This is a genomic window from Pseudofrankia sp. DC12 (assembly GCF_000966285.1).
Lineage (GTDB): Bacteria > Actinomycetota > Actinomycetes > Frankiales > Frankiaceae > Pseudofrankia.
This window is the reverse complement of the sequence record NZ_KQ031391.1, coordinates 1,377,931-1,402,395: the sequence shown is the minus strand read 5'-3', so window position 1 is coordinate 1,402,395 and position 24,465 is coordinate 1,377,931. Positions and strand designations below refer to the sequence as shown.

Genomic DNA, 24,465 nt, shown 5'->3' with positions numbered 1-24,465 from the left:
GCATTTCGGGCGGACCTCGCCCGCTCTAGCGGCGCATTAATGGCGCGCAGTCGAAGGGGACTCGGATGGGGCCATTCGTGATGTCGAGGCCGGGCGGTCCGTGGAAACCTCGACGACTGCGCTCACGTCGACGGGCGAGCCGATGCCGCCTCTCCGCTCTGGTGCCGCTGCCCCTGGCTCACCCGGTGTCCTCCGTTCGGGAAGGCAGGAAAGGGCTGGCGGTTACGTTGTAACTGACGACGAGGGTGTCGCGGGCTCGGGTGGCGGCGACGAAGAGCAGGGAGCGGGCCTTGCGGAGTTCCTGCGCGTAGCGGGCGGGGTCGTCGGTCTTGTAGCGGTCGACGGCGGCTCGGGGGATGACGCCGGCCGACACGGCGATGATCGCGAGTTTCTGGTACTCGAGGCCTTTGAAGCGGTGCATGGTGCCGATGTGGATCTCGCCGTCGCCCTGCGGGCCATCCTTGGTGAGTTCGGCGCAGGTGAGGCCCTCTCCCGTGAGGTGGTGGATGGCTTCGGCGACGCGTTCCCGGTCGGCGACACAGACGGCGATGCGACCCGTGGGATCGAGGTTGAGGGCAGCGAGTTCGGCCCGCCACATGGAGAGGGTGTCGACGAGGCCGCCGAGTTCCTTATCCCAGGACTTGTACTTCTGCACCTCGGGTACGAGGCCGCGGAGGATCGACCGGTAGCCGGAGAGAGTGTCGGTGCCGTCGTCGAGGTCGTCGTACGTGGTGTGGGCGGGATCGACGATGTGCTGGGCCCATTCGAGGATTTCGCGGGTGCTGCGGTAGCTGAGGGTGAGGCGGGTGGAGCGGCCTCGGATGTTGATGCCGAGCGGGCCGAGGGTGACGTGGTGGTCGTAGATCCGCTGGTGAGTATCGCCGGCGATGAACAGGTCGTTCGGGCTGGTGAGGTCGGCCATGGCGCGCAGCATTTTCCAGTGCGCGGAGCGGAGATCTTGGGCCTCGTCGACGACGATGTGGCGATAGCGCCAGGTCAGGTTGCGCCGCCCGGAGCTGTCGTCGTCTGCGGGTGAGGTGGCGCGTTCGGCGATGCGGCGGGCGCGGTCGGTCTCGTAGCGCGCGGCGCGTTCGGCAGCCTGGCCCCAGGTTTCGATGCCCAGCTTGTCGAGGCGGGCCGTGAACTGTTCGACGAGTTTCCAGACCTGGTTGCGTTCGAGTCGGGTGAGGGCCGTTCCCCGGCCGGCGCGGCGAACTATGAAGTATTCGGCGCGGGTGGTGACGGACTGGCCGAGGACGACTTGGTCCCATTCGTCGAACAGGAACGGCGCCTCCCAGCCGGTCTCGCCGAGTTCGGCGAGGAGCTGGCGAAGCTCACTGGCGGCGACCTGGTCGCTGACGCGCTTCTTGCGGTGCTGGGCGGAGGTGTTCTCGCCGAGGACGCGGGCGGCGAGCTGGTCGATGTGGATGACGTCGATGCGGGCGAGCAGCGCCGGCTCGACCAACGACGCGAGGCGCATCCTCAGGTCGGTGGCGAGGTTCGCGGTGTAGGTGGTGAGCAGGATTGGCTTGTCGTTGCCGGGCGGAAGCTTCTCTGCGAGGTGCTTGACGCGGTGGAGCGCGACGATGGTCTTGCCGGTTCCCGGGCCGCCGGAGACACGAGCGGGGCCGCGGTAGTGAGCGTGGGCGACGCGGCGCTGGGTGGGGTGCAGGAAGACTTTCCAGGCGCGGAAGTCGCCTTCCTCGATGGCGTGTTGGAGGGTCTCGTCTACCGCGGTGACCTGGGTGCGCCGTAGCGCGGTGGCGAGGTCGGTGAGGTCAGGTTCATCGTCGAGGCGGACCGGGGCGGTGATCTCGGTGCGAACTTCGTCGGGGGTCATACCCGCGGCGAGCGCGTAGAGGATGTCCTTCGACAGCGGCGGGGCGCCGGCGACCAGTAGGTCCAGCTCGGCGTCGGTGGTGACGACGAGGGCCAGCTCGACCAGCGCCTCGGCGACGCCGAGGCCGAGCAGAAGCTCGGCGTCGTAGTCGACGAGCAACGGCTTCGTGGGCTCGGTGCTCACCGGAGCCGCTTCCGACACAACAGCCGTGCCTTGGGCGCTGGTCCCGGCGGGGCCGTCGTCGAGTCCGTTCACGGCGGCGCTGGTGATGCCGGCGCGGCGGACGCTGCTGTCGCCCAGGACGGTGAGGTCGACGCATTCGATCTCGCCGGTGACCCGGTTGATGTCGACCTTGAGCCCGTCGTAGACGTCCTTGCGATCCCGGACGGCGATGACCAGCCAGTTCTGCGTGCCGTCCCCGTCGACGCCGGCGCGCAGCAGCAGCGCCCGGTGGTCGGGGCCGACCTTCGCCCGGTAGACGTGGGTATGGCCCTTGAGTGGCTTGAGGTCGAGGCCGGGGTGGTCGGGGTTGGCGCGGAAGTGGTGGCAGAAGTTGAAGTAGTCCGCCTTCGCCTTCTGGCTGAGCTTGTACAGCTCCTCTTCGGCCTTGCGGTACATGGTGACGCGGGCGGTCATCGGGCGCCTTCCGGGTCCGGGAGGAGCAGCGTGCGCAGGTCATCGAGGTGCTCGAGCCATCCGGCGGCGGTGTCCACCGTCCAGCCGGCAACGAGGTACGCGGCGTCGCGCCGCTCTCCTTCGTCGTCGCCCGGCTCGTGGGGTGTGACGACGGCGGCCTTGGCCGGCCCGTCCCAGCCGAAGTCAGCAAGCCAGCCGCCCGCGCCCAGCTCGTAGCCGAAGACGGGAGCCGGAGCGCTGCCGCCGGCGAGGGCTTCGGCAAGGCGGAGCAGGTCGGGGTTGTCGGCTGGGTCGTCGCGCAGGATCTCCAGGATCTCGGCCCACCCGGGATCTGTCGGCGCGCTGGCGCCGTCAGCACCGGTTGGGGTGTCCACCGGGCCAGGCGGGCTCGGGACCACGGCGGGCGGTGGGAAGGCCGGGGCGGGGACTCCGGACAGGGAATCGAGCTCGCCGGTGCCGTCGCAGGCGCGGAGGACTTCCACGGGGAAGTCGGCGGCCTCGCTGGTGGCGAGTTGGACGCCGTCGCCGTCGCCGACGGCGAGGAACTGGGTGAGGTTCGTCCAGTAGAGCCAGGCCCGCCAGCGCTTCCGGTGGTCAGGATCGTCGAGCGCGGCGTCGCGGTCGTCGAGGACGGCGAGCACGGACCAGCGCAGCGCCTCCGGCTCCGACATGTCGAGGATGACGACGAGCGGTAGCCCGGCCGCGTCGCGTGCGCGGAACACGACCAGGTGCCCGGGCGGTCCGTCGGGCACTGCTGCGGTCCGCCCGGCGTCGCCGGCCAGCGCGCGCAGCTCGCCGCCAACCGCGCGGGCGACGTCTTTGGGTAGACCGGTATTGACGACCGGATCGGTGCCGGAGGCGCGGAGCAGACCCATGGCCATCGCGTTGGCCAAGCGGAGCCAGCGGGTCGGGGCCGGAGCCCTCAGGTACGCGATCAGGCTCGCGATCGGATTGGTGAACACCGCGGGCGCAAGCTGGGCGCGCTGGCCGCCAAGCTGCTCGTAGGCCTCCCGGGCCGCCTCCTCGGCCTGCCCGCCGTAGGGCGGCCACACCGGCACCGCGTCCCGACTGCCCCCGAACAGGTCAAGGTCGTCCCAGGTGATCTGGAAGACGACCTCGCGGCGGGCGCGCAGCCGGGCGCGTTTCGCCGCGTCGCCGGCGATCCGGTTATGCGCGCGGGTGGCGTGGAACCGGAAGCCTTCGAGATAGACGTGGACTTTTTGTCTTGGCCCGTCGACGCGGGTGAACGTGAAGTCCGGCCTGGTGCCGTCGACTGCCTCCTGGGCAGTGAGCCGCCAGTGGACGACGTCGTCGCCGGCGGTGAACCGCAGATGCCCGCTGGCGTGGCCCTCTTCGTCGAGCGCGACGTCGTCGGCGATCCGCGCCCAGGTCCGCAGTGTGGCGAGGAACCGGGCCTCCAGGTCGGACTCGACCTGCTGGTCGAGGCCGACGGTCCCGGTGTCCTCGATGGCGGTGACCTCCCAGCCGTCGTCGCCGTTGGTGTCGAACAGCAGCGGCTCGAGCATCGCCAGCGCGGCCTGGCGAGCGACGACGTCCTGTCGGCGTTCGGGGGTGTAGCGGTGCAGGCAGCGGTGGCAGGCGCGGCGCTGCTCCTCGGCGCACGGGCAGGCGAGTAGCGCGTTGTAGGCGGCGCGCAGGGTGTCGCGCATCGCGTCGGGCGCGGTGAGGCGGTCGAGGTAGCCGGTGCCGCCGGGCAGCGAGTCGAACAGGACGAGGAACCAGCGGCGCTCGCCGGTGGCCCGGTCGGGCATGGACGCGACTGTGGTCGCCAGGTGTTGCGGGTCGCCGCCGAAGTGCAGGTCGACGCCCATCCGCAACGCGGCGCGCAGCGATTCGACGCGCTCGTCGATGTCGGCGCTGGCCACCGGCAGAAGGACCCGCAATGCCTCGGTGCGCAGTTGATGGGCGAGCAGCACCGGCTCCTGGGTGACGCCGGCGTCACGCTTGCCACGGCGCAACGGACACCACGGTCGGTGATGGCGCAACGCCGGGTCGCGCGCCGCCGACGCGGACAGCGCGTCGGAGTGCGGGTTGAACACCGGCTGGCCGTCAGCAGTCGCCGCGCCGCAGCCGGTGCACACGTGGAACGGTGCGAGGCGCAGCTGGTGGCCGGCGAAGTGGTCACGGGCCTGGGCATCGAAACGCATCGGGCCGACGTTGACTCTACGGATCATCGCCGTGCGGCAGTAGTCGACACCGAAGGTCTGGTGGGCGTGCCGCCACGACCCGGGTTCGATCCGCTCGGCGGGAAAGTCGACGGCGTCGACCTCGGTGTAGAAGCGCTGCTCGCGCTCGTCGTGGTCGTCGCTGATCCGGGCGTCCTCCTGCTTGTCGCGGGAGGTGACGGTCACCGGCTCGACCACCTGGAACAGGCACGAGCCGTCGTCGGCGATGTGGACCGAGCCGCACCGCGGGCACGCAGAGCGATCCTCGGCGGCGTTGTCGGTGCGGACGTAGCCGCATTCGGGGCAGAACCGCCACCGCAGCCAGTCCCGGCGTCCGTCGGTGGCGATCTCCAGTCCGGTGACCTGGTGGCGGTAGCCGTTGACGTAGAAGCTGTTGCCCGGCGCCAGCTCCGACAGAGCGAGCCGCCGCGGTCGTTCGTACTCGACCGTGTTCGAGGTGAAGCGGGTCTTGCCGGTAACCGGATCGACGCTTTCCGGGCCGTACAGCGTCGCCGACAGCGTGGTCGCCGTGTCGATCAGCGCATAGTTCGGCAGCAGCCCCAGATCGCACAGCGCGTTCGAGGCCGGGGTCTGGCCGAGGTCGAGCAGCCGGCGACCGACGCCGCGGTGCTCGGCGTCCAGTTCGGCCTTCAGCGCGGCCTGCTCGTCGTTGGTGTCGTGCAGCTCGTCGCGGGCCTCGCCGATCGCGCGCAGCCGGGCCCGTAGCGCCTCCTCCTTGCCGCGCCACTCCCGCTCGGCTGCCTCGACCGCGCTGGCGAGCCCGTCGGTCGCGTACTCGCGTAGCTCGGCCTGAACCTGCTCGCTGACACCGGCAGGGAACAGGCCGAGGAAGCGGTCGGCGAGCTCGGCGCCGTGGGCGAGCGCGGCGGCCACCAGATCGACGAGGTAGCCCGACGGGCCGAACAGCTTCGGCGCCCGCGCCGGCAGCGGACGCAACGGCACCTCGTCCGGCCGCAGCAGCCTGCCGGCGGCAGCCAGGTCCAGCAGGTGCGCCAGGTACTGACGGCGCAGGATCTCCACCGCGGACAGGTAGCAGCCCGGCGGAACGATCGTCCCGGCGATCATGTCCTTCGGCTGGTCCAGGAAGTACAGGTCACGCCGCTGCCGGTCGAGGATCGTCAGCAGGAACGCGTTGCCGGTCCGACGCCCGGCCCGGCCAACCTGCTGGGCGTAGTTCGCCGGCCGGCGCGGCAATGCGGCCAGCACCACCGCCGACAGATCGCCTACGTCGATGCCGAGCTCCAGCGTCGGCGTGCACGACAGCACGTTCGGCGCCTTGAACCCGACGCCGTCGCGGAACGCCTTCTCAACCTTCTCCCGCTGCGAGCGGGTCAGCATCCCGGTGTGCTCGGCAGTGATCACATGGTAGGGGCCGGCCGTCCGGTAAAGACGCCGGTAGTAGTCCTGGGTGTAGTCACGGTCGCGATGGTGCCGGCCGAGCCCGTCCGGCTGGTCACCGGCGACGAGCCGGCCGCTGCGGCACCGGTAGGACGGGCACGGCTGGCCACGCCACTGGTCGAGCAGCGCCGGATGCACCGTCTGCTCCCAAAAACACACCGGGCAGCGCACGAAGGCGACCTGTACCTCCTCGTCTGTGAGCAGCTCCGCGTCGATGATCCCGGGCAACAGGCCGTAGATGCGCCCCGACGTGTCCAGCGGCGTGTGCACCGCGAGCAGCCCGGCACGGACGAGCAAGGGCAGCAGCTCTCCCCAGAAGTCGCCGGCCTGGTCGCGGGTCACCTCCAGGCAGCGCTGCGCCCACCGCTCGTACCAGGACAGCCGGCCGGTGGCGACGTCGAACTCGCTGCGGTTCTTGGGCTTCGCCAGCAGGAACTTCGGCGCGGCGATCCCGCGTGGGAACGCCCGCATACCAAGCGGCCGGCCGCCCCAGACCTGGTAGCGGTTCGTCCCCGCCTCGTCGAGGTAGCCGCCCAGCCACTGGTGCGCCACCGCGCCGCGGGTACGCAGACGTTCCAGGAACACCCGCAGCAGCGCCAGGTACCGAGCGTCGTCCTGTTCCCGGACCGGCATGTCCTCTCGACCGAGCCCGCGGTGGATCTCGCGGGTCAGCGCGACCGCGCCGGCCGGATCCGGGATGTGGACGTGCGCCGCGGCGGTGCGGGTCAGCTCCAGGGTGCGGCCGTTGCGGGAGCGGAACCCGAACTCCATCAGCGTGTCGAACGCGAGCCGCTGCCCGATCAGATCCCACGTCGCCCGGTCGCCGCCCTTGCCGGACAACAGCCGCTCCACCGGGCGCAGCCCATGCAGGTCCGGCGGGACCACGGCCGACAGCGTCTTGTCCTCGGCCGGCGCCTCATCAACCGCCGTGATCACATCGGCGATCAGGTCGTTGAGCGCTGTCGGCCCGTCCTGCGACAGCCGGCTGACCAGCAGCGCGCGCAGCGAGAACGTGAACGACCGGGTCGCCACGAACCCGGCCCGGTGCGCCGCGTCCTGGACCGAGTCGTTGAACATCAACGTCTTGTCCTCGCGCAGCGATCGGTCCAACTCCCCTGCCGTGAACAACTGCGTGATCGACGCGGCGGCGATCGCAGCCGGGCCGGTGCCCAAGAACCGGATCGCGTTGCGCTCGCCACACGCCGGGCACCAGTCCTGCTCGGCAGCCGTGTTCGCCGAAGCCCCCAACTGCACCAGCACGAACGCGCTGTCCGGCGCCGGCCGCGGCGTTTGGGTCTCAGGGTCGTAGTCCCGTTCGAGAACGGGTAGGCGCAGCCGCTGCGTGACCGTCTCCAGGACCTGCACCTCCCCGCCGACCGTCTGGAGTGCCGAGCCACTGAGGCGCGCACCGGGCAGGCCGGCCCGTGCGCCCGCCGCGGCCTCCTCTTCGGTCGCCGCGATCAGGGCCCGGACCCGCAGCTTGTCCGGCCCGGCCGACGCCCGACGGATCTTGAAGGTGTCGAACTCGATGACCGTGTCGTCGCTCTCCGGCGAGAACACCGCCCAGCCCGACCGGCCACACGCCCGGCAGTAGACGGCCGGCAGGAACACGTTCGCGGCCTGCCCCGCCGTCGTCGTCGCGGTCGGCGTCACCCGGCCGCCATCGTCCGGTACCGCTGCCGTCGAGCCGGCCACGTCCCACCGGAACTCCGCCCGCGGCCACGGCAGCACCCCGCGCAGCAGCCGCGACACCGACCGAGCCCACTGGTGCGCCTCGACATGCACAAACGGCCGCGCCGTCGTCTCGCCCCGCGACGCCGGATCGCGAGCCCACGACAGCAGGGCGACGAACCGCGCCAGCGCCTCGGCCGCCTTCTCCGGCCGGCGCATCACCGCCTCCGACCAGTTCGACGCGCCGTGCCGCCACATCAGGTCCAGAACCTCCGGACCTGTCCGCACCTCGTCCCCGAGCGCGATCAACACCGCCCGAGTGAGCAGATGTCGACGCAGCCGCTCCGCCAGCGCGAACGGATCCAGGTCCACCTCGCCGGTCACCGCCACGGCCAGCCGAGCCAGGCCATCGTCGCTCGTCGCCGGGTCCGGCAACGCAAGCAGCTCCTCCGGCGTCGGCAACGGCTGGTGATCCAGCTCACCCGCCGGAATGAACACGTCCACCGACTGCCGGTTCTCCCCGATCACCGCGTCCGCGGTGAGCTCGGCGCCGAACACCTGGCCTGCCACGTCGAGCAGGTCGCGCAGGCCGGCCTCGCCGGTTGACGACAGCGTCGCGGACGTCGCCACCGGGCACATCGCCCCCAGCGGCCGGCCCGGCTCCGCCGCGCCCACCGCCGAGGCGAGCCGGCGCAGCAACATCGCCACGTCCGTGCCCTGGGCCCCGTCGTAGGTGTGGAACTCGTCCACCACCACGTAGCGGATGTCCGCGCCCGCCCACAGCGCCACGTCCTCGCCACGGTGCAGCATCAGGTCCAACATCTTGTAGTTCGTGATCAGAATGTCCGGCGGCGACAGCCGCATATCCGACCTGCTCGTGAGCACCCGGTCGTAGGTCACCGCGGCCTTGTCACCGATATACAGGCCGGCCCACACCCGGCTCAGGTCCGCGTCATGAACCTTGAGAAGCCCGTTGATCCGGTTCGCCTGGTCGGTTGCCAACGCGTTCATTGGATACAGGAACACGGCCTTCACCCCGGCCTTGCCGGCGGCACGCTCGCGGCGACAGTGATCCAGCACCGGGTACAGGAACGACTCCGTCTTCCCCGACCCGGTACCCGTCGTCACCAGTGTCGGCTCCGGCACGTGTCCGTGCGCCGACGTCAGCCGCGCGAACGCCGCCGCCTGGTGCGCGTACGGCCTGAAGCCGTCCGGCCGCCACTCCAGGTGCTGCTCCCAACCTGGACTGGCCTGCGCGAACGGCGTCCGGATCCGCAGGAACGGGCCCCGGAACATCCCCGAGGCCTCATCGCCCAGGAACCGATGCAGCGCCTCCCGCACTCCCTCGTCCGCCAGCGCGTACGTGGTCGTCAGGTACTGCAGCAGGCTCTCCTTCAGCCCCCGAGCCTCCAGCGTCGGCCTCACCGCGCCGGCACCTCACGCTTCTCCGGGTCCCACTCACCCCGCACGACCGCGTCATCCAACCGCTTCTGGAACACCGCGTGCGCCGCGCGCATCTCCGTCTCACGGTCTGCTTTGTAGAAGGGGGCTGTGTATCCCGTTGGAGCGTCCTGGTGGCTCTGGCTCTCGAGATAGTTCTCGAATTTCATCCAACTATCTTCTGACTGCCGTTGCCCCTTGGTCCGCGAGTCACTTGATATCTTCCATCCATGCGCATCGAACCAGGTAGCTGCCTCAAATTTCTGCAGCACGGGAAATCTGCCGCGGTAGGCGCCGATAAGCGCGTCTGCGTCCATTCCGAGCCAGACGGAAACTAGTGCGTCGATCTCAACGAGCGCCGATCGGCGAGCACGTTCAGTCCGCAAGGGGGTATTACGGGTCCAGGTCGGAGCGACTTCTTGCAGGGCGGGCATCCCAAGCCATTCAAATGCCCAGCATTCCCCGGACCAAGCCTCGTCATATAGCTCCGTCCAAATGTCGACGTAGGCTGTCGTTAGACAGTTCAATCGAAGAGTTCGGAGTAGCAAACCCGAGGCCAGTGGATGAATCCGATCAGGGGCCGGCATAACTATAGCGTCATTGACGTGCAGGTGGCGACGCCCGGTTGCTCGAAGGAAGTAATCCAGCGGAATGGAGGTCCAGAAACCCGCAAGGAGCGCAGTCTGTCGCAGTGTCGACAGCGCCGTCGTGCGGATACCATCGACGTGCGTCGGACCGGGTGGAATGAGAGCCGCGTAGAGTGCGCGCTCGGTATCAGAGGCGACTTGGTTACGCCAGGCTAGCCTGTAGAACGATGTGTACGGGCGGATCGCAGCTTCTGTCAGTCTCGCTTCAATGACCTGAGAGGCTTCGATTTCCGAGACGCCAGAGTCCAACGCGATCTCGTCTCGAAGGTTGCTTACCGTAACGCCATCATCCCGCATTGTCGATAGCAGTCTGTAGTCAACCCAACAGTCTTGGTTGACGGCAGTATCGAATTTCGCCCGATTGCCATCAATTACTTCATACTGGGTGTCAGGCACAAAATTGTCAGGGATTTCGACAAGATCTAGACCGTAGGCATCATTAGTGTTCGCGTCGTGGCGCTTGAAGATAGGCGTGGCAGGACCCAACTGGATCCCCTTGAGGATAACGTCATCCCATCCGACTTGTTTCGGGCTGCCATCGGGGGGCGAGTCCGCGATCTCTCGTTTGTAGTCAATCAATAGTACTTTCTTCGCGTCACCCTCATTGAATCCATCGGAAATTGGAGGCGAGAAGTCACCCAGTCGAACCGGGAAGTCAGCCAACGCAGCGATAGCATCCGCCTCGCCGGTGCTTACTGGAAATAGCAGGCGAGCCTCGCCGTATGGTCGATCGATGTCGTTCCGAAGCCGTTGCCATACCTGAAGGGTAGCGGGCGTGACGTGCACGATTCGCGACCGATGCGGACGCTCGTCGAACTCTGCATTCTGGTAGCGCACCCCAGGGAGTTCGCCGGAACCATCGTGCCCATTCGACAGGCGCAAGGCCTCAACCGAGACCAGCCATGAGAAGTGATCGAAGCTCACCTCTTGCGGTGCACCGTAGACGTTGACGCTAAAATGGCGCGAATGGCCTACAGGTTCCGGGAAAAAGCGTTGCCCTGCGTTGACGAAGTCTGCGTGGACGCGCAGTCGTTGGTAAGAAGACTCGCGCAGTCTCGCTTCACTGTTTCCCGTCAAATGGGTGCTTGGATGGAGCATTCCAATGACACCCGATGTCGTGGTATGCGTCCAAACCTGGCACATAAAAGCCCGGTACAGGTCGGGCTTCGTGCCCGTCACGAGTGGATAGATCTGAGATGACCCAAGAAATGCGACTACCGCGCCATTTTTTGTCAGCTGATCGAGAAAATATCTACGCACTAGCGGCTGGCTTAGCAGTTCTGTGCGGCGGAGCACCCTATCGCTTTCGGATGGCTCTTCCTCGGTTTCGAACCAGGGTTGGAACTCTGCAAGGACAGCATCTTCTTTCCACCGCGGTGGAAACCACGGTGGATTGCCAACTTGAATTTCGAATCCGCCTGCGTCGTTGAAGACGTGAGCGAACTCCAATTCCCAGTGAAGGAACCCTTCCCGGTTGGCGATGTCCTCGACGACATGTAGCCAGGGGAAGCGCTCCTCGGGGTCACCGAGGCCCATGCCCATGAGGCTGGGAAGGGCTGCCTCGTAGTCCTTGAGCCGGTCGAGGGTGGTGACATCCTTGAAGATTGTGTCGTCGGGGATGTCGCACGGCGTACCGCAAAGTCTGTCTGTGCTGGTCAGGCGGGGTGTTTGAGGCCGAGGACGTTCAGGAGTAGGGCTGTGTCGTGCTTGAGCCGCCGAATGGTGGGCTTGATCGCCTTGTGGCCGGCGAGCCGGATCAGGCTGATCGCTGTGTTACGGAGCGTGGCCATGACTCGGGGGAGGTCACCGGTCCTCACCTGAGAGGCGTCCTCACGGTAGGTGACGTCACGGACATAGTGGACCTTGCTCTCGATGGCCCAGTGGCCCTTCACGTAGCCCGCGAGTTCCTCGGCGGTGACCTCGTCGGGTTCCAGGCTGGTGATGACGAACACCGACACCGCGGTGGTCACGGTCTGCGTGACCCGCCTGGCGCCCTTGCCCTTGTGGACGGTGTGGGTGGCGTAGCGCTCGATGAGCGCGACGGTGCGGGCGCCCGGGTGGCGGGCGCGGATCTCGGCGGTCGCCGGAGCGCGGCGGATCGTGCGCAGTTCCTCGCGTCCGTGGCCGTGGGTCTCGGCCGCGTGCTCGACGGGCAGGTTGTTCCAGTCCGCGGCGGCCTCGCAGTCGGCATTGAGTGCCGGGGTGTTGAGTTTGACGGTGAACACGAAGTGCGCGCCGAGCGCGCGGATCGCCCTGCCGTGCGCGCGTACGGTGTGGCCGGCATCGACAGTGATCACGGCGCCGGCCAGGGGCTGGTAGGCGTCCAGGGCCTTCAGTAGCGGGACCAGGGCGGGGACCTCGTTGGTCTTCTCGCCGATCTCGTGCTGGGCGACGACGACGCCCTCGTCGTGGGTCGCCACCGAGAGCAGGTACGTGCGCGTCCCGTCGCGCGCGGCGCCGCGCAGCGCCTTGCCGTCCGCGGCGAACGCACGCCGCGCGGCGCGCTGCTCACGCCGCCGCCCCGCCCGGCCCGCGTGCGCCGGTTGCCCGTTCCCGTCCGGGCCGGCAGGGTCGTCGGGGTCGGGGCGTTCGCCGTGGACGCGGCGCACGCGGCCGGACAGGTGGGCCCCGACGGTCTCGTCCAGGGATGCCGCGCTCAGCTTCGCGAGCACGCGCAGCACCGTGTCCTGCGACGGGGCCTCGAACAGGCCGGTCGTCGGCGAGGTCCGGGCGCCGCACGCGGCGAGCAGCACCTGGTCGGCGTGCTCGACCGCGACCGCCACGTCGAGGACCTCGGTCTCCCCACGCAGCACCGCCCCCACGCACAACGTCAGGATCACCGGGAGCGCGTGGCGCACCCCGCGCGGGTGACGCGGGTCGACCACCGACGCGAACGCCTCGAGCAGCGACCCGCCCGCCAGTGCCCGCACCGCCACCGCCCGCGCGACCAGCGCATTCACTGTCACCTGCGCGCGAGCCAGGGTCTCCTCGCGTTCGGCCGCGGCCAGCGCCCTCGCCACCTCGGACCGAGCCGCCGTCACCACAGCCTTCCTCGCCGCGGTCGCCGCCCTACGGGCGGGACGTCGAGGGGCCGCCGTCGACCGGGAGCTCCGCGAGACGGGCATGCGAGACTGGACGGGCAACGGGGCCTCCGGCGGACATCGGACCTAGGAAGCCCCTGTCCTAACCGCGCCCCGTTGCCCTTCTCCCCGCCGGCACGCCGAACGTGACAACCCGGCATCTCCCGGACAGACCCGACCTCACCGGTGTCACTGTCAGTCATTAGCTCAGGGGGCCGCGAGCCGCCCGCGCCTGGCGCCGTCAGCGACGGACAGTCACCAAACCAAGATCATAAGATCAAGGCGGCGGCAGGATCCTCCCGCCATGGCGCAGTGCCGAAAACTGGCCTTGACCTGCGACAACTGACTTTGCGGTACGCCGTGGGTCTGGGTGGCGCGACTGCTGCCGTGGCCTTCGAGGAACAGCCCGGAGGTGTTCAGGTCGACACCTGTGTAGACGAAGGTGGCGGCGGTGTGGTTGGCCAGGTATTTCAGGTGGTCGTTGACGACCTTTCCTTCGCGTGCTGACAGGTCGAGGAAGTGGATGTCGTCGATGATGACGAGTTCGACTCCGCAGAGCCGCATCGCGTCCAGTACGGCCTTGGTGATCTCGTTCTTGGTGGCGTGGTTGGAATGTGGGTGGCCGAGGTAGTCGGCGAGCAGGACGGAAAGGTCTTTCGGGGTGGCCTGGGAGGGGATGTTGAGGTAGACGACCGGGGTGTAGTCGACCGTGTAGCCGTCGACGATGTAGGGCAGGCCGTCGGGGCCGAAGCGGTCCGGATGCCGGCGGCGCAGGCTGTGTTCGAGGTCGGCGGCGAACATTTTGACCAGGGTGGACTTGCCGACGGTCGCTGGGCCGTCCAGGACGATGCCGCGGCGGGCGCCGGCGGCTTGGCGGGCATTGGTCCGCATCCGGCGGTAGATCTGGTGGTGAATGCGTTTCATCTGCTCGGTGCGCACGATGACCAGCGCGCTGTGGTAGTCCTCTCGGGCTTCGTCGAGCAGGGTGCGCTGGTCAGGGTGCATCCGCTGGTAGTCGGCGTGGGTGGGCATCGCCGGCGGGACGGGTGGGGCCAATGCCGTTGTAAGGCGCTTGATCGCGAGGTGTGAGGTACCCGGCCGCGCCTGAGCTAGCGGTGACGTTGGGTGACGGTCGGGGGTGGGGTGGGAGGTCGCCGGAGCGGAGGATTTGGGTGCTGGGAGTGCCCGGATTGCGGGGTTTGAGCGGATCTCCGGGTGAGGTGAAGGGTGTCGAAGCCAGTTCCCTGACCCGGAGTCCGCCGTGTCCTGTTTCTATCCTGTCGTCCCGTCGGTCGCGCTGCCCGGGGTGGCCTTCGGCCGGGTCGGTGCCGGGCTGCTGGCGGTGCGTGCCGAGGACCTGGCCGCGGGGCCGGTTCGCACGGCCGGGCGCCGCGGCGGCGGCCGGGCGCCGGCCCGCGACCGCCGCGGCCTGCTCACGCTGGCTGAGGGCGCGCTCCCGGCCCGCCACGGCGACCAGGTGATCGTCTACCGGCCGGTGCTGGCCGGGACGCTCAGGGCCTACGACAACGGGGATCTGGCCCTGTCGGGCCGGGCGGCGGACCACGTGTCGCTGGGAGCGGCGGAGGCCGAGCTCGACCGGCGGCTCGGCCCCGGCGCGCTCGACCGGCTGATCGCCGAGGCGTTCACCCAGTTCCAGGCGACGACACCGCCCGGCAGCGACGACGCCGCACCTGATGACGCCGTGCGCGGGCAGGAGACGGCGTTGGCGTTGACCCGGGGGGTCGTCGTGCGGGCGCTGGTCCTGGGGTCGTGGATGGCGGGCACCGGGTGGGACGACGTGCTGGCGGCGTTGTTCGCGCCGGTCGCGGACGTCCCGTTCACCCGCTGCTCCGCCACGCCCGGCGGGCCGGCGTTCTCCCGGGCGCGGCGCGGCGTGCCGGGGGTGGTGGTCGCCGCGGTGTGCGAGGCGGTCCTGGTGGTGCTGCGCGCGGAGCTCCTCGACCCGCACGACCCACAGGCGCTGGCCGCGGGAGCGTTCCGGGTCGCCGGCTTCGACGGGACCCTCCTGCGGCTGCCCGACACGGCGGCGAACCGGGAGCGCTTCGGGGCGGGCACCGACCCGGCGCCGTTCCCGCACGTCCGCCTTCTGATCGACGTCGACGCTGGGACGAAGACCCCGCTCGGCTACGCCCACGGCCCGTCCTCGGGCGCGAAGGACGCCGGTGAGCAGACGCTGCTCGAGCAGGTCGCGACCGCCACCCCGGCGATCTGTCACCCTGGGCTCCTGCACGTCGGGGACCGTAACTTCCCCGGCGCCGAGCGGCTGAGGCGGCTGACCGGCGCCGGGATGAACCTCGCGGTGCGGCTGCGCGCCGGGATCACCGTCGACGTCGACACGTGGCTGCCCGACGGCTCGGCGCTCGTCGACCTCGGCACCGACGACGTGCTGCACGGCTGGCGCGACGTCGAGTGGGACGTGTTCGCCGACGGCGTCCACACCGGTGAGACGTTCGCCGTGGCCACGAACATCACCGACCCCGCCGCGCTGCCCGCGCTCGCTCTCACCGCCGGCTACCGGGCCCGATGGGGCGCGACCGAGACCCCGATCCGCGAGACCAAGGCCACCCTGAACGACTCCGGACCCGGAGCCGGGCCGATGCTGCGCGCCACCGACCCGTTCGAGGTCGACCAGGAGATCCCCGCTCTCCTGCTCGGGGCGGCTCTCCTGCGCGCGGTGCAGCGCAGCGCCGCCGCGCAGGCCACCCCCGCCCAGCGCGGCGCCCGCGCCGGGCAGCCGGTCCTGGCCCGGGAACTGTCCACCAAGGCCACGGTGCTCGCGCTCACCCGCCACCTCGGCGCGGCGACCCCCGGCCTGCCCGACGAGGTCGTCGCACACCGGCTCGCCGCCATCCACAGCGCACTCAGCCGGCGGCGCAACACCCCCGACCGCAACCGCACCCGCGAACGCCGGGCGAAGAGCGTCTCGGAGTTCCCCCACGCCGGACCCGGCCTCACCACCCGCAAGGTCGTCTACGAGACCCGGATCTGCGGACCGATCACCGACACCCTCACCACGGCGGCCCCAACACTCACGCTTCCCGATGTCACCGAACGTGACCACACTCAGCCAGCCATGGCAGCCTGACCCACGCGATCAAGAGAGTTTCACTGGCATTGCGGGTGGGGCGGCGTCGAGGTAGGCGCGCCATTCCTCTTTGGTGCGGGGTTCGGCGAGGCCCGGGTGCGCGAAGTGCATCAGGCCGTCCCGGCGTGGTGGGGGTCCCAGACCTCGGCGGCCGGCAGTTCGTCGAGGTCCAGGTCGTCGTCTTCGGGAACGGGCCGCAGCGGGAGGTCTTGCTGGTCGTCGGTTGGCGGTCTGCCTCGCTGGGCATCGCGGTGAGCGGCCCGGCCGCGGTGGGCGTCGCGGGTCTGTCGGATGCGCGCGGTGCGGGTCCAGGTTTCTGGCGCGTCGACGCGGTTCTGCAGTTCGAGTAGAGCGACGGCGACCTCGTCCTGGTCGGCGGGGTTCCGCCCGCGTAGGGCGACAAGCCGGCGGGCTTCGCGGACGGTGAGGTCGGTGAACGGCTGGTGGGCATCCAGTGCGTGGGTCCAGCGCAGCACGTGCCACCGTCCGTCGGCCGGGTCGTGGAAATAGGCGTGCAGCAGGTTGCGGGGATCGCGGCGGATGGGCCAGAGCCCGTCCGGGTAGGGCGAGCGGGTCTTGCGGTAGCGGTAGAGGATGTCCGCGTTGTAGGTGAGGTAGCCGATGCGGACGCCGGCCGGTTGGATGGTGCGGCCCTTGCCGTCCGCGATCGGCAGCAACTCGTAGTAGAGGTCCGGGTCGGTCGGGCAGTCGACGTATCCGGCGGCGGCTATGGCCATCGTGTATGCCTCGTTCGGGGAGGCGTGCAGGTCGGGGAAGCCGTGCAGGATCAGACCGGAGTGGTGGCGGCGCTGGTAGATCGCGACGACATATTCGGCGAACAGTTCGGCGAGGTCGTCGATGCTCCACCGGGCGCTGTCCTCGACGTGCGCGCCCCGGTGGGCGATGTCCGAACCTTTGTAGCCGGCCACGTGTTCGCAGAACTGCCGGTTGATCGTCTCGAAGACCCGCTCGACGTGAGGTTTGTCGGTGGGGGTGAATGTCCTGGCGTCCTGGATGCTGATACCCAGCCGTCGGCAGGCCCGGGTGACGACCTCGGACTTGTAGGGTTTGCCGTGGTCGAACAGCAACGTCTCCGGGTAGATCACCGGCCGGGCCGCGGCATGGGCGAGACGTTCGTCGACGGTCAGGATCCGTTCGTGCGGGATTCGCAGCATCGCGAAGCGCAGGGCGTCGGGCCAGTGCGGGCGCATCGGCTCTGGGCTCATGACGTCCGCGAGCAGCAGGCCGATGTCGACGCTTTTGGTGCTACGGGGTGTGAGCCGCCAGGCCAGCAGGGACCGGGTCGCCAGGTCCAAGGCGACGGTGAGTTCCACCGGCACGGTGACGTTGCAAGCCGGGTCGTACGCGATCACGTCGAGTCCGGTGGTGTCCATCATCACGACTTCGCCTGGTCTGGTGGCGGCCACCGCTCCGTAGGTCCGGTCGGGCTGATTCGCCGCGCGGATCCGCCGGGCGGCGGGATCGCTGGGTCTGCTGTCGACCAGCAGGTTCACGATCCGCCGGAAGCTGTCCTTGCCGGGCAGCACGACCACGCCGGGCCCGTGCTGGGCGTCGAGCGGTTCTGGGTCCGGCGGTGAAACCGGTTCCCGACCGTTGCTGAGGAGTCCAGCCGGTCGGCCGCGGCCTGCTCCCGGATGGCTGTGATGATCCGTGGATCGACGCGGGCCAGCGGTGCGTGGGGGCGGGTCTTGCGCTTGTCTGCGAGGCCGATCAGCCCGTCACGTTGCCAGGACCGGCGCAGCTGCCAGAGCCTGCGGCTGGTCAGTCCCAGCTCGCTGGCCTTGGCCTCGATCCGTTCACTCAACGTCGTGTGCGCCGGGTCGTAGCCGACGTGAGGTTTGCCGCTGGCAGGGTCGCCGGATCGGTAGCCGGTCTCGGCTTCCAGCAGGTGGGCTTCCATCTCCTCGACCCGTGCCCTTTCCGCGGCGGGCAGGCCGAGCAGCACCGCCTCCCGGTCCGCCGCGCCTGCGGTCGGGGCCGGCCGGCTGGTCGTCGGGGTCGGCTCGGTTTGGAAGCTGGGATCGCCCAGCAGGGCACCGACGAGGACGAGCTGCGTGCGGCCGGTCTGTGACCGTAGCCGGATGCCGGTGTCGGTGAACCCGACGACCTGGTGTCGCTGGTCGTCGAAGGTGATCCAGTCGCCCAGGGCGAGCCTGGTCTTCCCGGTCATGACGGCTGTGGGGGTGCCGCGTGGACCAGGGTGTGCTCGCGCAGCGGCGTATCCAGGTCGCAGAGCAGCCGGTGGTGCCAGAGGAGGTGGAAGACCACCGGCCGGGCCAGCTCTGGCGCGCCGGTCGCGGCGAGCAGGTCCGCCAGCCGCACCGGATCCGCCGCCGAGCTCAGGACGGGCGTCACCAGGCTGGCGGTGGCCCGTAGCGGCCGGCGGTAGCCGGCCAGCCAGGCAATGGTGGCGTATCGCTGCCTGGGTGGGACGGTCACCATCTCATAGGCCCAGCCCAGCCGGCCGCAGGCCACCGCGGTCCGCTCGGCTTGCCGGACCACCGCGGGATCGTGCCGTCGGTGAGGGTTCTTCACGTCCACGACGAGTACCGATCCGTCGCTGCGGCGGGTGAAGATGTCCGGGACGTGCCGCCATTTCCCGTCGGTGTCGTTGCCGTGCAGCTCCAGGGCCTGGGTGGCGATCGCGGTCACCGTCACGTCGAAGTCCAGCAGCGTCAGCCACTGGCATTCCAGAAAGCTTTCGTAGGCCAGCAGCCCGCTCGCGGTGGCCGACCAGTAGCGGCCCGGGGTGTGTTTCTGCCCGTGATAGGCGGGGATCGTGCGGACCGGCGGGCAGGTCTCGAACGCGACCTCGCCGACCTGTTCTGCCGTCACGAGCCGGTCGACGCCCCCGGCGTCGAGGTAGCGGACTTTCACCCTGCTGTCGCCGCTGGGGTGTCGGGTCATGCGCTGATCCCATGGCGGGCCAGCAGGCCGACGCCGTAGCGGCGGAGCTCTGCGGCGGCTGGCGCCGGCAGGTCCGCGACGAACGCGCGGCGGTGGGCGCCGTCCAGCCGGTGGGCGGCGCCGCGCACCGGCTGCCCGTCCGGCAGCCAGGCCGGATAGGCGGGGGCGTCACGGATGTCACCGCTGGTCAGCTCGGCCCAGATCCAGGCGGCGGCGTGCCGGCGTTGCCGTGGGACGATGCGCACCCCCGACCTGGCGTCGATCCGCTCCGCCACGGTCGGGGGGAGCTCGGCCAGGCTGGCCAGCGCTGTGCGGCGGGCGGCGTAGTCGACTGGCCCGCGGGCCGCCAGCCGGTCCATCACCGCCGACGCTGCGGCCCAGAAGGCGTCTGGCTCCGGCAGCCGGCGGACCAGCCCCGCGTTCTGGACTACGACTTTTGCGTGGCCAGGCATGCCGAGCCTCTCCGTCGCCGCGTGCCAGGAACGGGCGCCGAGCAGGCGCGCGCACGCCGCGGCCGTCAGCCGCCGTCCGACCACCTCATTGCATCCCGGAAGGCGGGAGGCGACCAGCTGCCGGTAGTCCTCGGCGCCGATCAGATGGGGAAGGTGGCGGAACTCCAGTCCCGCCGCAGTCGGCGTCCGCAGCACTGGCCGCACGGTGGCGTCGAAGACCCGGTGCCGGGAGCGGCGGATCGCCTTCCAGAGCCGCGGCAGGATCCCGGGGCAGTCCACGGTCCACATCTGGTCACGCCGCCGCTGGTCGGTCGACGTGTTCAGCAGCTGGGCCTCTGCCGCCGCCAGCGGCATCAGCAGCTGCGTGCACGCGTCGGGATCGGCGGCGGCCAGCGCCCGAAACGCCAGCAACAGATCTGCCGCGGCATGGCCGACGTTCGGCGGGTTCCGCGCCCGTAACGCGGCTTTGCTCGACCGGGTCTGCGCTGCGGTCGCGAACGCGTCAGCCGCCACCGGCGGCATCCCTGGATAGGCGGCGACGTAGTCGACGGGCGCGAACACGCGGTGCAGCGCCGCCGCGAACCGCAGCCCCCGGAACCAATCCGCGGCCCCGACGGGGACACCCGCGATCGTCGTGGGCCCGCCGAACGCCGCGTCCAGCACAGCCTGCTGCGCGGCGAGCAGGTCGACTGTGGCCGGGCGGCCCTCGATCTGGTCCAGCCGCTGGCTGCACCCGGCTCGCTCGGCGACGTGTGGGCCGGAATTGCCGCACCGCAGCACGTCCACCGCTCCTCGGCGTGCCACCCCTCCTCGGCTCGCGTGCCCCCGACGCAGCCGCAGCCCGCAGCGGGGACAGCAGTCCGCCAGCAGCACCCGGTGCCGGGGGCACGCCGCAGCAACGCCCAGCCGCCACCACAGCAGCCACATCCCGTTCGACTCGGCCAGGCACTGGGAGCAGGCGCGGCTACCGATGAACAGCGCCCACTCCCGCAGCGCCAGCGGCCTCAGCGACGCGTCACGCGCCACGTCCAACCCGGTGAAATCCAACGCCGTCCCAGCGAACCGTGACAGACACATCGTCTCGAACGTCACGCTGGGCAGCCCGGTCGAGGCGACCAGTCCGGCAGCCGTGGCCGGGGTCAACGTCACCCCGTAGAACCGGGGCTGCATGGTGCTGCCTCCCGGCCCCACCCGGCACTCCACCCCCAGCCACCTGGCCGCGTTCCCTGTCGATGTGCCTAAGTCGGCGGCGACCCGATCTACCCACGACCCGAACGCCTCACCTGCCGCTGGCACGACAACGGCCGCGAGGCGACGCACCGAGGTTTTCGATGGTCCGCCGACGACCCGCGTTTCTGAGGGGTTGGGCCATGTCCGATCACCAGCGGCCGAAACAGAAAGATCAGACGACATGATCCGAATCGTCGCGATAGACCCGGCTCCGGGCCGCCGGACACGCCGAGCGCCGTCCGGCCAAGAAAAGGAGGCAACGGGAGGATCACACCGTGGCGCCAGGTCAGGTCGGCTCGCGCTCTGCTGTGCCGACCGTGCGGGTAGGCCCCGCCGACGCCTGCGCGCCGGCAATGTAGGCAGCGGTCAAGACCGTTATCACGTACGCCTGGAGAAAAGCGATCACCGCCTCGAACCCGGTGAGAATGATCGCCAGCAGGAGCGACGTCACGCCAAAGATGTAGGGCGGCCTGGGAAGCAGATAGGTGGCCCCGAGCGAGAAGATCAACAGCAGCATGTGGCCGGCGAACATGTTGGCGAACAGTCGCACCGCGAGAGTGAACGGTCGGATGACCAGCATGTGGACCACTTCGAGGGGTGCCAGCAGGAATTTGATCCAGAGCGGCGCGATAGGCGCCGGATTGATCATTTCCAGGAAGTAGCCCCGTGCGCCGTGGGCCCGGATGCCCGCGTAGTTGAAAAGCACCAGGGTGACGGCCGCGAGCAGCATCGGGATCGCGATCCGCGACGTCGCTGGGAACTGTGCGACGGGAACGATCCCGAGGAGGTTGCAGGTCAGCACGAAGCAGAAGAGAACGACCAGGTAGAGGGTGTAACGGCGACCCTGTTCGCCGATCACCGCCCGGGAGACCTGCAGGTCGATGAAGTCGTAGATACTTTCGCAGATATTCTGCATGCCGCGGGGAACGATCTGCGGGCGGCGGAACCCGAGCCAGAAGACGACTCCGACAAAGAGAGCGGAGAATATTGTCAGTCCCGTAGCCTTGTTCAGATAGAAATCGATCGGTCCGAGGTGGACGTCGAACCAATGTCTTGGTTGGAAGACGGCCGTGGTTGGGGCGTGGAAGCCCTCGCCAGTGGTGGGTGGCGTTGTCATCGAAGTCTCCAAAGCCGCGATGCGGCGATAAGAGAATGCGGGATGCCTCGCGTCCGCCTTACGCGTCGACGAGAACCCGTGCCACGCGGTCTTTTTGGCCAGAGGGGAGCCGTGGTGCGGGAGGTTTTAGTTCTGCGGAGAGCGGTCCTGGGTGGAATCGAGGAAGGCGAGGAGGCGATTGTTGACGTCGCCGCCGTGCTGGAAGCCCGGTCCGTGGCCGACTCCGGGCAGGATCTCGGCGTGGCCGTGCGGCATGAGCGCCACGCGGGCCTGGGCGCGGGTGGGATGGAGTAGGGGGCTGCGTTGCCCGATCAGGACGAGGGCCGGGGTCTGGATGGCGCGCAGGTCCTCGTCGGACAGCGGTGCGGGCGCGGGCCGGCGGGTGCGGAACGTCCGCGCGCCGGTCAGCAGGACCTTCTTGAGCTCGGGGACGAGCAGGACCGGGTTGTCCAGCCAGACCGCGAGCCGCCGGCGTAGCGGTGCCGGCGCGAGTCCGGCCATCCCATGCAGATACATCATCCAGATGAACCGGGCGCTGACCTTCTCCAGCCCGCCCGGATCGAGCGCGGTCACGCTCACGACCCGGTCTGGGGCGTGGCGGGCCTGGTTGAGGGCCAGCCAACCGCCGTAGGAGTGCCCGATCAGGTGCGCCCGGTCGATGTCGAGGCCGGCGAGGGTCTGATCGAGCCAGGCGGCGCTGTCCGGCGGGTCGTGAATAGGCCGGCGGGCCACGCTGCGGCCAGGATCCCCGAGGGTGTCCAGCGCGATGACCGGGCGCCGGGCGAGGGCGACCAGGAACGGATACCACTGGACCGCGTTCGAGTTCGCGCCGTGCAGGAGCACGACCGGCACGCCGGTGTCGGGACCGTGGCGGTGCACATGGGTCGTGCCGAAGTCGGTCTCCACGTCGGCTTCCGTCCACGGCGTCGGCCACAGCGCGGCGAAGGCCGCGTCGTACGCGGCGAGGAACCTGGCACGCTGCTTGTCGCCGCGGAACCGGCCGACCGCCGGGTCCTCCTGAGCTATCATGGTACCGTTGTATCACGAAAGGATGCGATGCCGAAGCGGGTTGACCACGAGCAGCGCCGCCGCCACATCGCCGACGCACTGCTGCGCGTCGCGGCCACACAGGGGCTGCACACAGCCGGGTTCCGGGAGGTGGCGGCCGAGGCCGGGGTGTCGGTGCGGCTGGTCCAGTACTACTTCCAGACCAAGGAGCAGTTGCTGCTGTTCGGGCTGCGCCGGGTCGGTGAGCAGTTCGCCGAGCGGGTGCTGCCGCGCCTCGCCACCGCCGGGCTGCCTGCCGCAGGCCGGGAGCGGATCGAGTTCGTCCTGCTCGCGACGCTGCCCCTCGACGCCGAAAGCCGGTCGCTGCACGTCCTGTACAACCAGTACTTCGCACTCGCGCTGACCGACTCCTCGTTGGCGGCCCAGCCCTACGGCAGCGACCCCGACGCCCTGGAGGCATGGCTGATCGAGCAGCTACGCGCCTGTCAGGCCGACGGGCAGCTCCCCCCGGAACAGGACCTCGCCGACGAGGCGCTGGCCATCCTCGCCCTGGGCGTCGGGCTCGGCAACGCCATCCTCGGCGGTCGCCGATCAGCAGACGACGCCCGACGCGTCCTCGCCCGCCATCTCGACCACCGACTCGGCCCACCTCGCTGAACGGCGTGCACGCAGCGCGAGCGGCCCAGGCCGGCACACGGCGCTCCAGCCTCCCGTCGTCCGCGTCAGCCGCCGGCCGGCGTACTCGCTCCGAGGTAGAACTCTGATCCCCATCGGGCACCCACCGTCGCGGGAAACGGTTCGACGCGGACGTAAGCCCCCTCGTGAGGCGCGTCCACTATCATCGCCTGACCATTCTGGATGCCAAGGAAGATGCCGACATGGGCGACAGCGGCTGGTCCACCACCGAAGAACACCAGGTCCCCCGGCAGCAGGGGCCAACCAGCTGAAACAAGCGGGCCGGCGTTGTACTGACCCTGGGCCGTACGAGGGATCTGGACACCCGCGACGGCATAGGCGGCAGCCGTCAGACCACTGCAGTCGAACCCGGGCTCGCCATTACCACCCCAGACGTAGGGCTTACCGATCTGCCCGCAAGCGAACTGAACGGCAGTCAGCGCGACGCTACTGAAATGATCGATCCCGGACTGAAACGATGACTGAAATGTAGCGCACGCTACTGAAGCGTTCGGGTTCGGTTCAGAGTACTGGGTGGCTTGGGTGAGGACCTGGGCGATGTAGGCATCCGAGTGGTTGTAGTTCCAGAGGGCGCCGGTCAGGTCAGTGGCGGCGTGGTTGTCGCACAGGTAGGCCGCGGCGGCGTAGACGGCGTCCTGCGGGTTGTAGAGCGACGGCGGGTTCGCCCCTCCCGCCGGCAGTTGGTGGTGCGCGACGACTGCGGCGAATGTCGGGGCGAGGAACTGCATGGGACCGCCGGCTCCGGCGCTGTTGGTGCCGCTGGCCACGCCTGGAAGCCGGCTGCGGCCGTGATCGGATTCGACTTCACCGATGGCCGCGAGGGTTGTCCAGGATAGGCCGGGGCAGGTGGTCGCGGCCTGCATGTAGAGGGCGAGGTAGTCGGTGGGGATGTCGTCGAGCGCGGTCTGGCTGGGACTACCACCGCTGGTGCAGCCGAGGAACCAGCCGACGACGGGCACGCAGAGGGCCCGTTCGGCGAACTGCCCTGCGGCGGCTCCCATGATCGCGA

The 24,465-nt window shown here is 69.6% G+C and carries 14 protein-coding genes; 2 read left to right on the top strand and 12 right to left on the bottom strand.

Annotation, left to right across the window (positions count from 1 at the left end; all coding sequences use genetic code 11):
- Positions 1-178 precede the first annotated feature (178 nt).
- From FRADC12_RS05715 to FRADC12_RS05695, 5 genes are all read right to left on the bottom strand, one after another.
- Complete coding sequence (locus FRADC12_RS05715; protein ID WP_045875845.1) at positions 179-2,476, bottom strand: UvrD-helicase domain-containing protein; 2,298 nt, start codon at positions 2,474-2,476, stop codon at positions 179-181.
- Positions 2,473-9,177: a DEAD/DEAH box helicase gene (locus FRADC12_RS05710; protein ID WP_045875844.1), complete on the bottom strand. Its 6,705-nt coding sequence runs from the start codon at positions 9,175-9,177 to the stop codon at positions 2,473-2,475. The genes FRADC12_RS05715 and FRADC12_RS05710 overlap by 4 nt, the downstream gene beginning before the upstream one ends.
- Positions 9,174-11,375 (bottom strand): hypothetical protein, encoded by a 2,202-nt coding sequence (locus FRADC12_RS30920; RefSeq protein WP_157488716.1) that lies wholly within the window; start codon positions 11,373-11,375, stop codon positions 9,174-9,176. The genes FRADC12_RS05710 and FRADC12_RS30920 overlap by 4 nt, the downstream gene beginning before the upstream one ends.
- A gap of 119 nt (positions 11,376-11,494) precedes the next feature.
- Entirely contained in the window at positions 11,495-12,880 is a 1,386-nt protein-coding gene (locus FRADC12_RS05700) for an ISAs1 family transposase (protein WP_198152791.1), read from the bottom strand.
- Positions 12,881-13,174: 294 nt separating this feature from the next.
- On the bottom strand, positions 13,175-13,951 hold the full coding sequence (locus tag FRADC12_RS05695) for a TniB family NTP-binding protein (protein ID WP_084011267.1): 777 nt from the start codon (positions 13,949-13,951) through the stop codon (positions 13,175-13,177).
- A 229-nt stretch (positions 13,952-14,180) separates the two neighbouring features.
- Between FRADC12_RS05695 and FRADC12_RS05690 the strand changes: the two genes are divergently transcribed.
- Complete coding sequence (locus FRADC12_RS05690; protein WP_045875092.1) at positions 14,181-16,025, top strand: hypothetical protein; 1,845 nt, start codon at positions 14,181-14,183, stop codon at positions 16,023-16,025.
- 110 nt (positions 16,026-16,135) lie between these two features.
- Here FRADC12_RS05690 and FRADC12_RS05685 read toward each other — a convergent pair whose 3' ends face one another.
- From FRADC12_RS05685 to FRADC12_RS05665, 6 genes are all read right to left on the bottom strand, one after another.
- Positions 16,136-17,578: a TnsB C-terminal domain-containing protein gene (locus FRADC12_RS05685; protein ID WP_198152790.1), complete on the bottom strand. Its 1,443-nt coding sequence runs from the start codon at positions 17,576-17,578 to the stop codon at positions 16,136-16,138.
- A complete protein-coding gene (locus FRADC12_RS32005; RefSeq protein ID WP_198152789.1) occupies positions 17,536-18,216 on the bottom strand; it encodes a hypothetical protein in 681 nt (226 codons plus the stop codon). The genes FRADC12_RS05685 and FRADC12_RS32005 overlap by 43 nt, the downstream gene beginning before the upstream one ends.
- The gene (locus FRADC12_RS05680) at positions 18,213-18,953 is read right to left on the bottom strand and encodes a TnsA-like heteromeric transposase endonuclease subunit (protein ID WP_045875842.1); all 741 of its coding nucleotides are present in this window, start codon (positions 18,951-18,953) and stop codon (positions 18,213-18,215) included. The genes FRADC12_RS32005 and FRADC12_RS05680 overlap by 4 nt, the downstream gene beginning before the upstream one ends.
- Positions 18,950-20,818 carry a TniQ family protein gene (locus FRADC12_RS30915; protein WP_157488714.1) on the bottom strand — a complete coding sequence of 623 codons (1,869 nt, stop codon included), beginning with the start codon at positions 20,816-20,818 and terminating at the stop codon, positions 18,950-18,952. Before FRADC12_RS30915 ends, FRADC12_RS05680 begins: the two co-directional genes overlap by 4 nt.
- A gap of 103 nt (positions 20,819-20,921) precedes the next feature.
- Positions 20,922-21,752, bottom strand: coding sequence for a F0F1 ATP synthase subunit A (gene atpB / locus FRADC12_RS05670; protein ID WP_045875840.1), 831 nt, complete (start codon positions 21,750-21,752; stop codon positions 20,922-20,924).
- Positions 21,753-21,878: 126 nt separating this feature from the next.
- Positions 21,879-22,781 (bottom strand): alpha/beta fold hydrolase, encoded by a 903-nt coding sequence (locus tag FRADC12_RS05665; protein ID WP_045875839.1) that lies wholly within the window; start codon positions 22,779-22,781, stop codon positions 21,879-21,881.
- 27 nt (positions 22,782-22,808) lie between these two features.
- Here FRADC12_RS05665 and FRADC12_RS05660 point away from each other — a divergent pair, with 27 nt between their 5' ends.
- Positions 22,809-23,417, top strand: coding sequence for a TetR/AcrR family transcriptional regulator (locus tag FRADC12_RS05660; protein WP_045875838.1), 609 nt, complete (start codon positions 22,809-22,811; stop codon positions 23,415-23,417).
- A gap of 65 nt (positions 23,418-23,482) precedes the next feature.
- Here the strand turns inward: FRADC12_RS05660 and FRADC12_RS05655 are convergent, their stop codons facing one another.
- Complete coding sequence (locus tag FRADC12_RS05655) at positions 23,483-24,457, bottom strand: NlpC/P60 family protein (RefSeq protein WP_045879140.1); 975 nt, start codon at positions 24,455-24,457, stop codon at positions 23,483-23,485.
- Between the last annotated feature and the right edge of the window lie 8 nt (positions 24,458-24,465).

What these genes read in the sequence shown, in the direction of transcription:
- FRADC12_RS05715 (WP_045875845.1), bottom strand. Translation starts at nt 2,476, where the DNA reads ATGACCGCCCGCGTCACCATGTACCGCAAGGCCGAAGAGGAGCTGTAC.
- FRADC12_RS05680 (WP_045875842.1), bottom strand. Translation starts at nt 18,953, where the DNA reads ATGACCCGACACCCCAGCGGCGACAGCAGGGTGAAAGTCCGCTACCTC.
- FRADC12_RS05695 (WP_084011267.1), bottom strand. Translation starts at nt 13,951, where the DNA reads ATGCCCACCCACGCCGACTACCAGCGGATGCACCCTGACCAGCGCACC.
- FRADC12_RS05665 (WP_045875839.1), bottom strand. Translation starts at nt 22,781, where the DNA reads ATGATAGCTCAGGAGGACCCGGCGGTCGGCCGGTTCCGCGGCGACAAG.
- FRADC12_RS30915 (WP_157488714.1), bottom strand. Translation starts at nt 20,818, where the DNA reads ATGTCGTCTGATCTTTCTGTTTCGGCCGCTGGTGATCGGACATGGCCC.
- FRADC12_RS05655 (WP_045879140.1), bottom strand. Translation starts at nt 24,457, where the DNA reads ATGGGAGCCGCCGCAGGGCAGTTCGCCGAACGGGCCCTCTGCGTGCCC.
- FRADC12_RS30920 (WP_157488716.1), bottom strand. Translation starts at nt 11,375, where the DNA reads ATGGGCCTCGGTGACCCCGAGGAGCGCTTCCCCTGGCTACATGTCGTC.
- FRADC12_RS05660 (WP_045875838.1), top strand. Translation starts at nt 22,809, where the DNA reads ATGCCGAAGCGGGTTGACCACGAGCAGCGCCGCCGCCACATCGCCGAC.
- FRADC12_RS32005 (WP_198152789.1), bottom strand. Translation starts at nt 18,216, where the DNA reads ATGACCGGGAAGACCAGGCTCGCCCTGGGCGACTGGATCACCTTCGAC.
- atpB (WP_045875840.1), bottom strand. Translation starts at nt 21,752, where the DNA reads ATGACAACGCCACCCACCACTGGCGAGGGCTTCCACGCCCCAACCACG.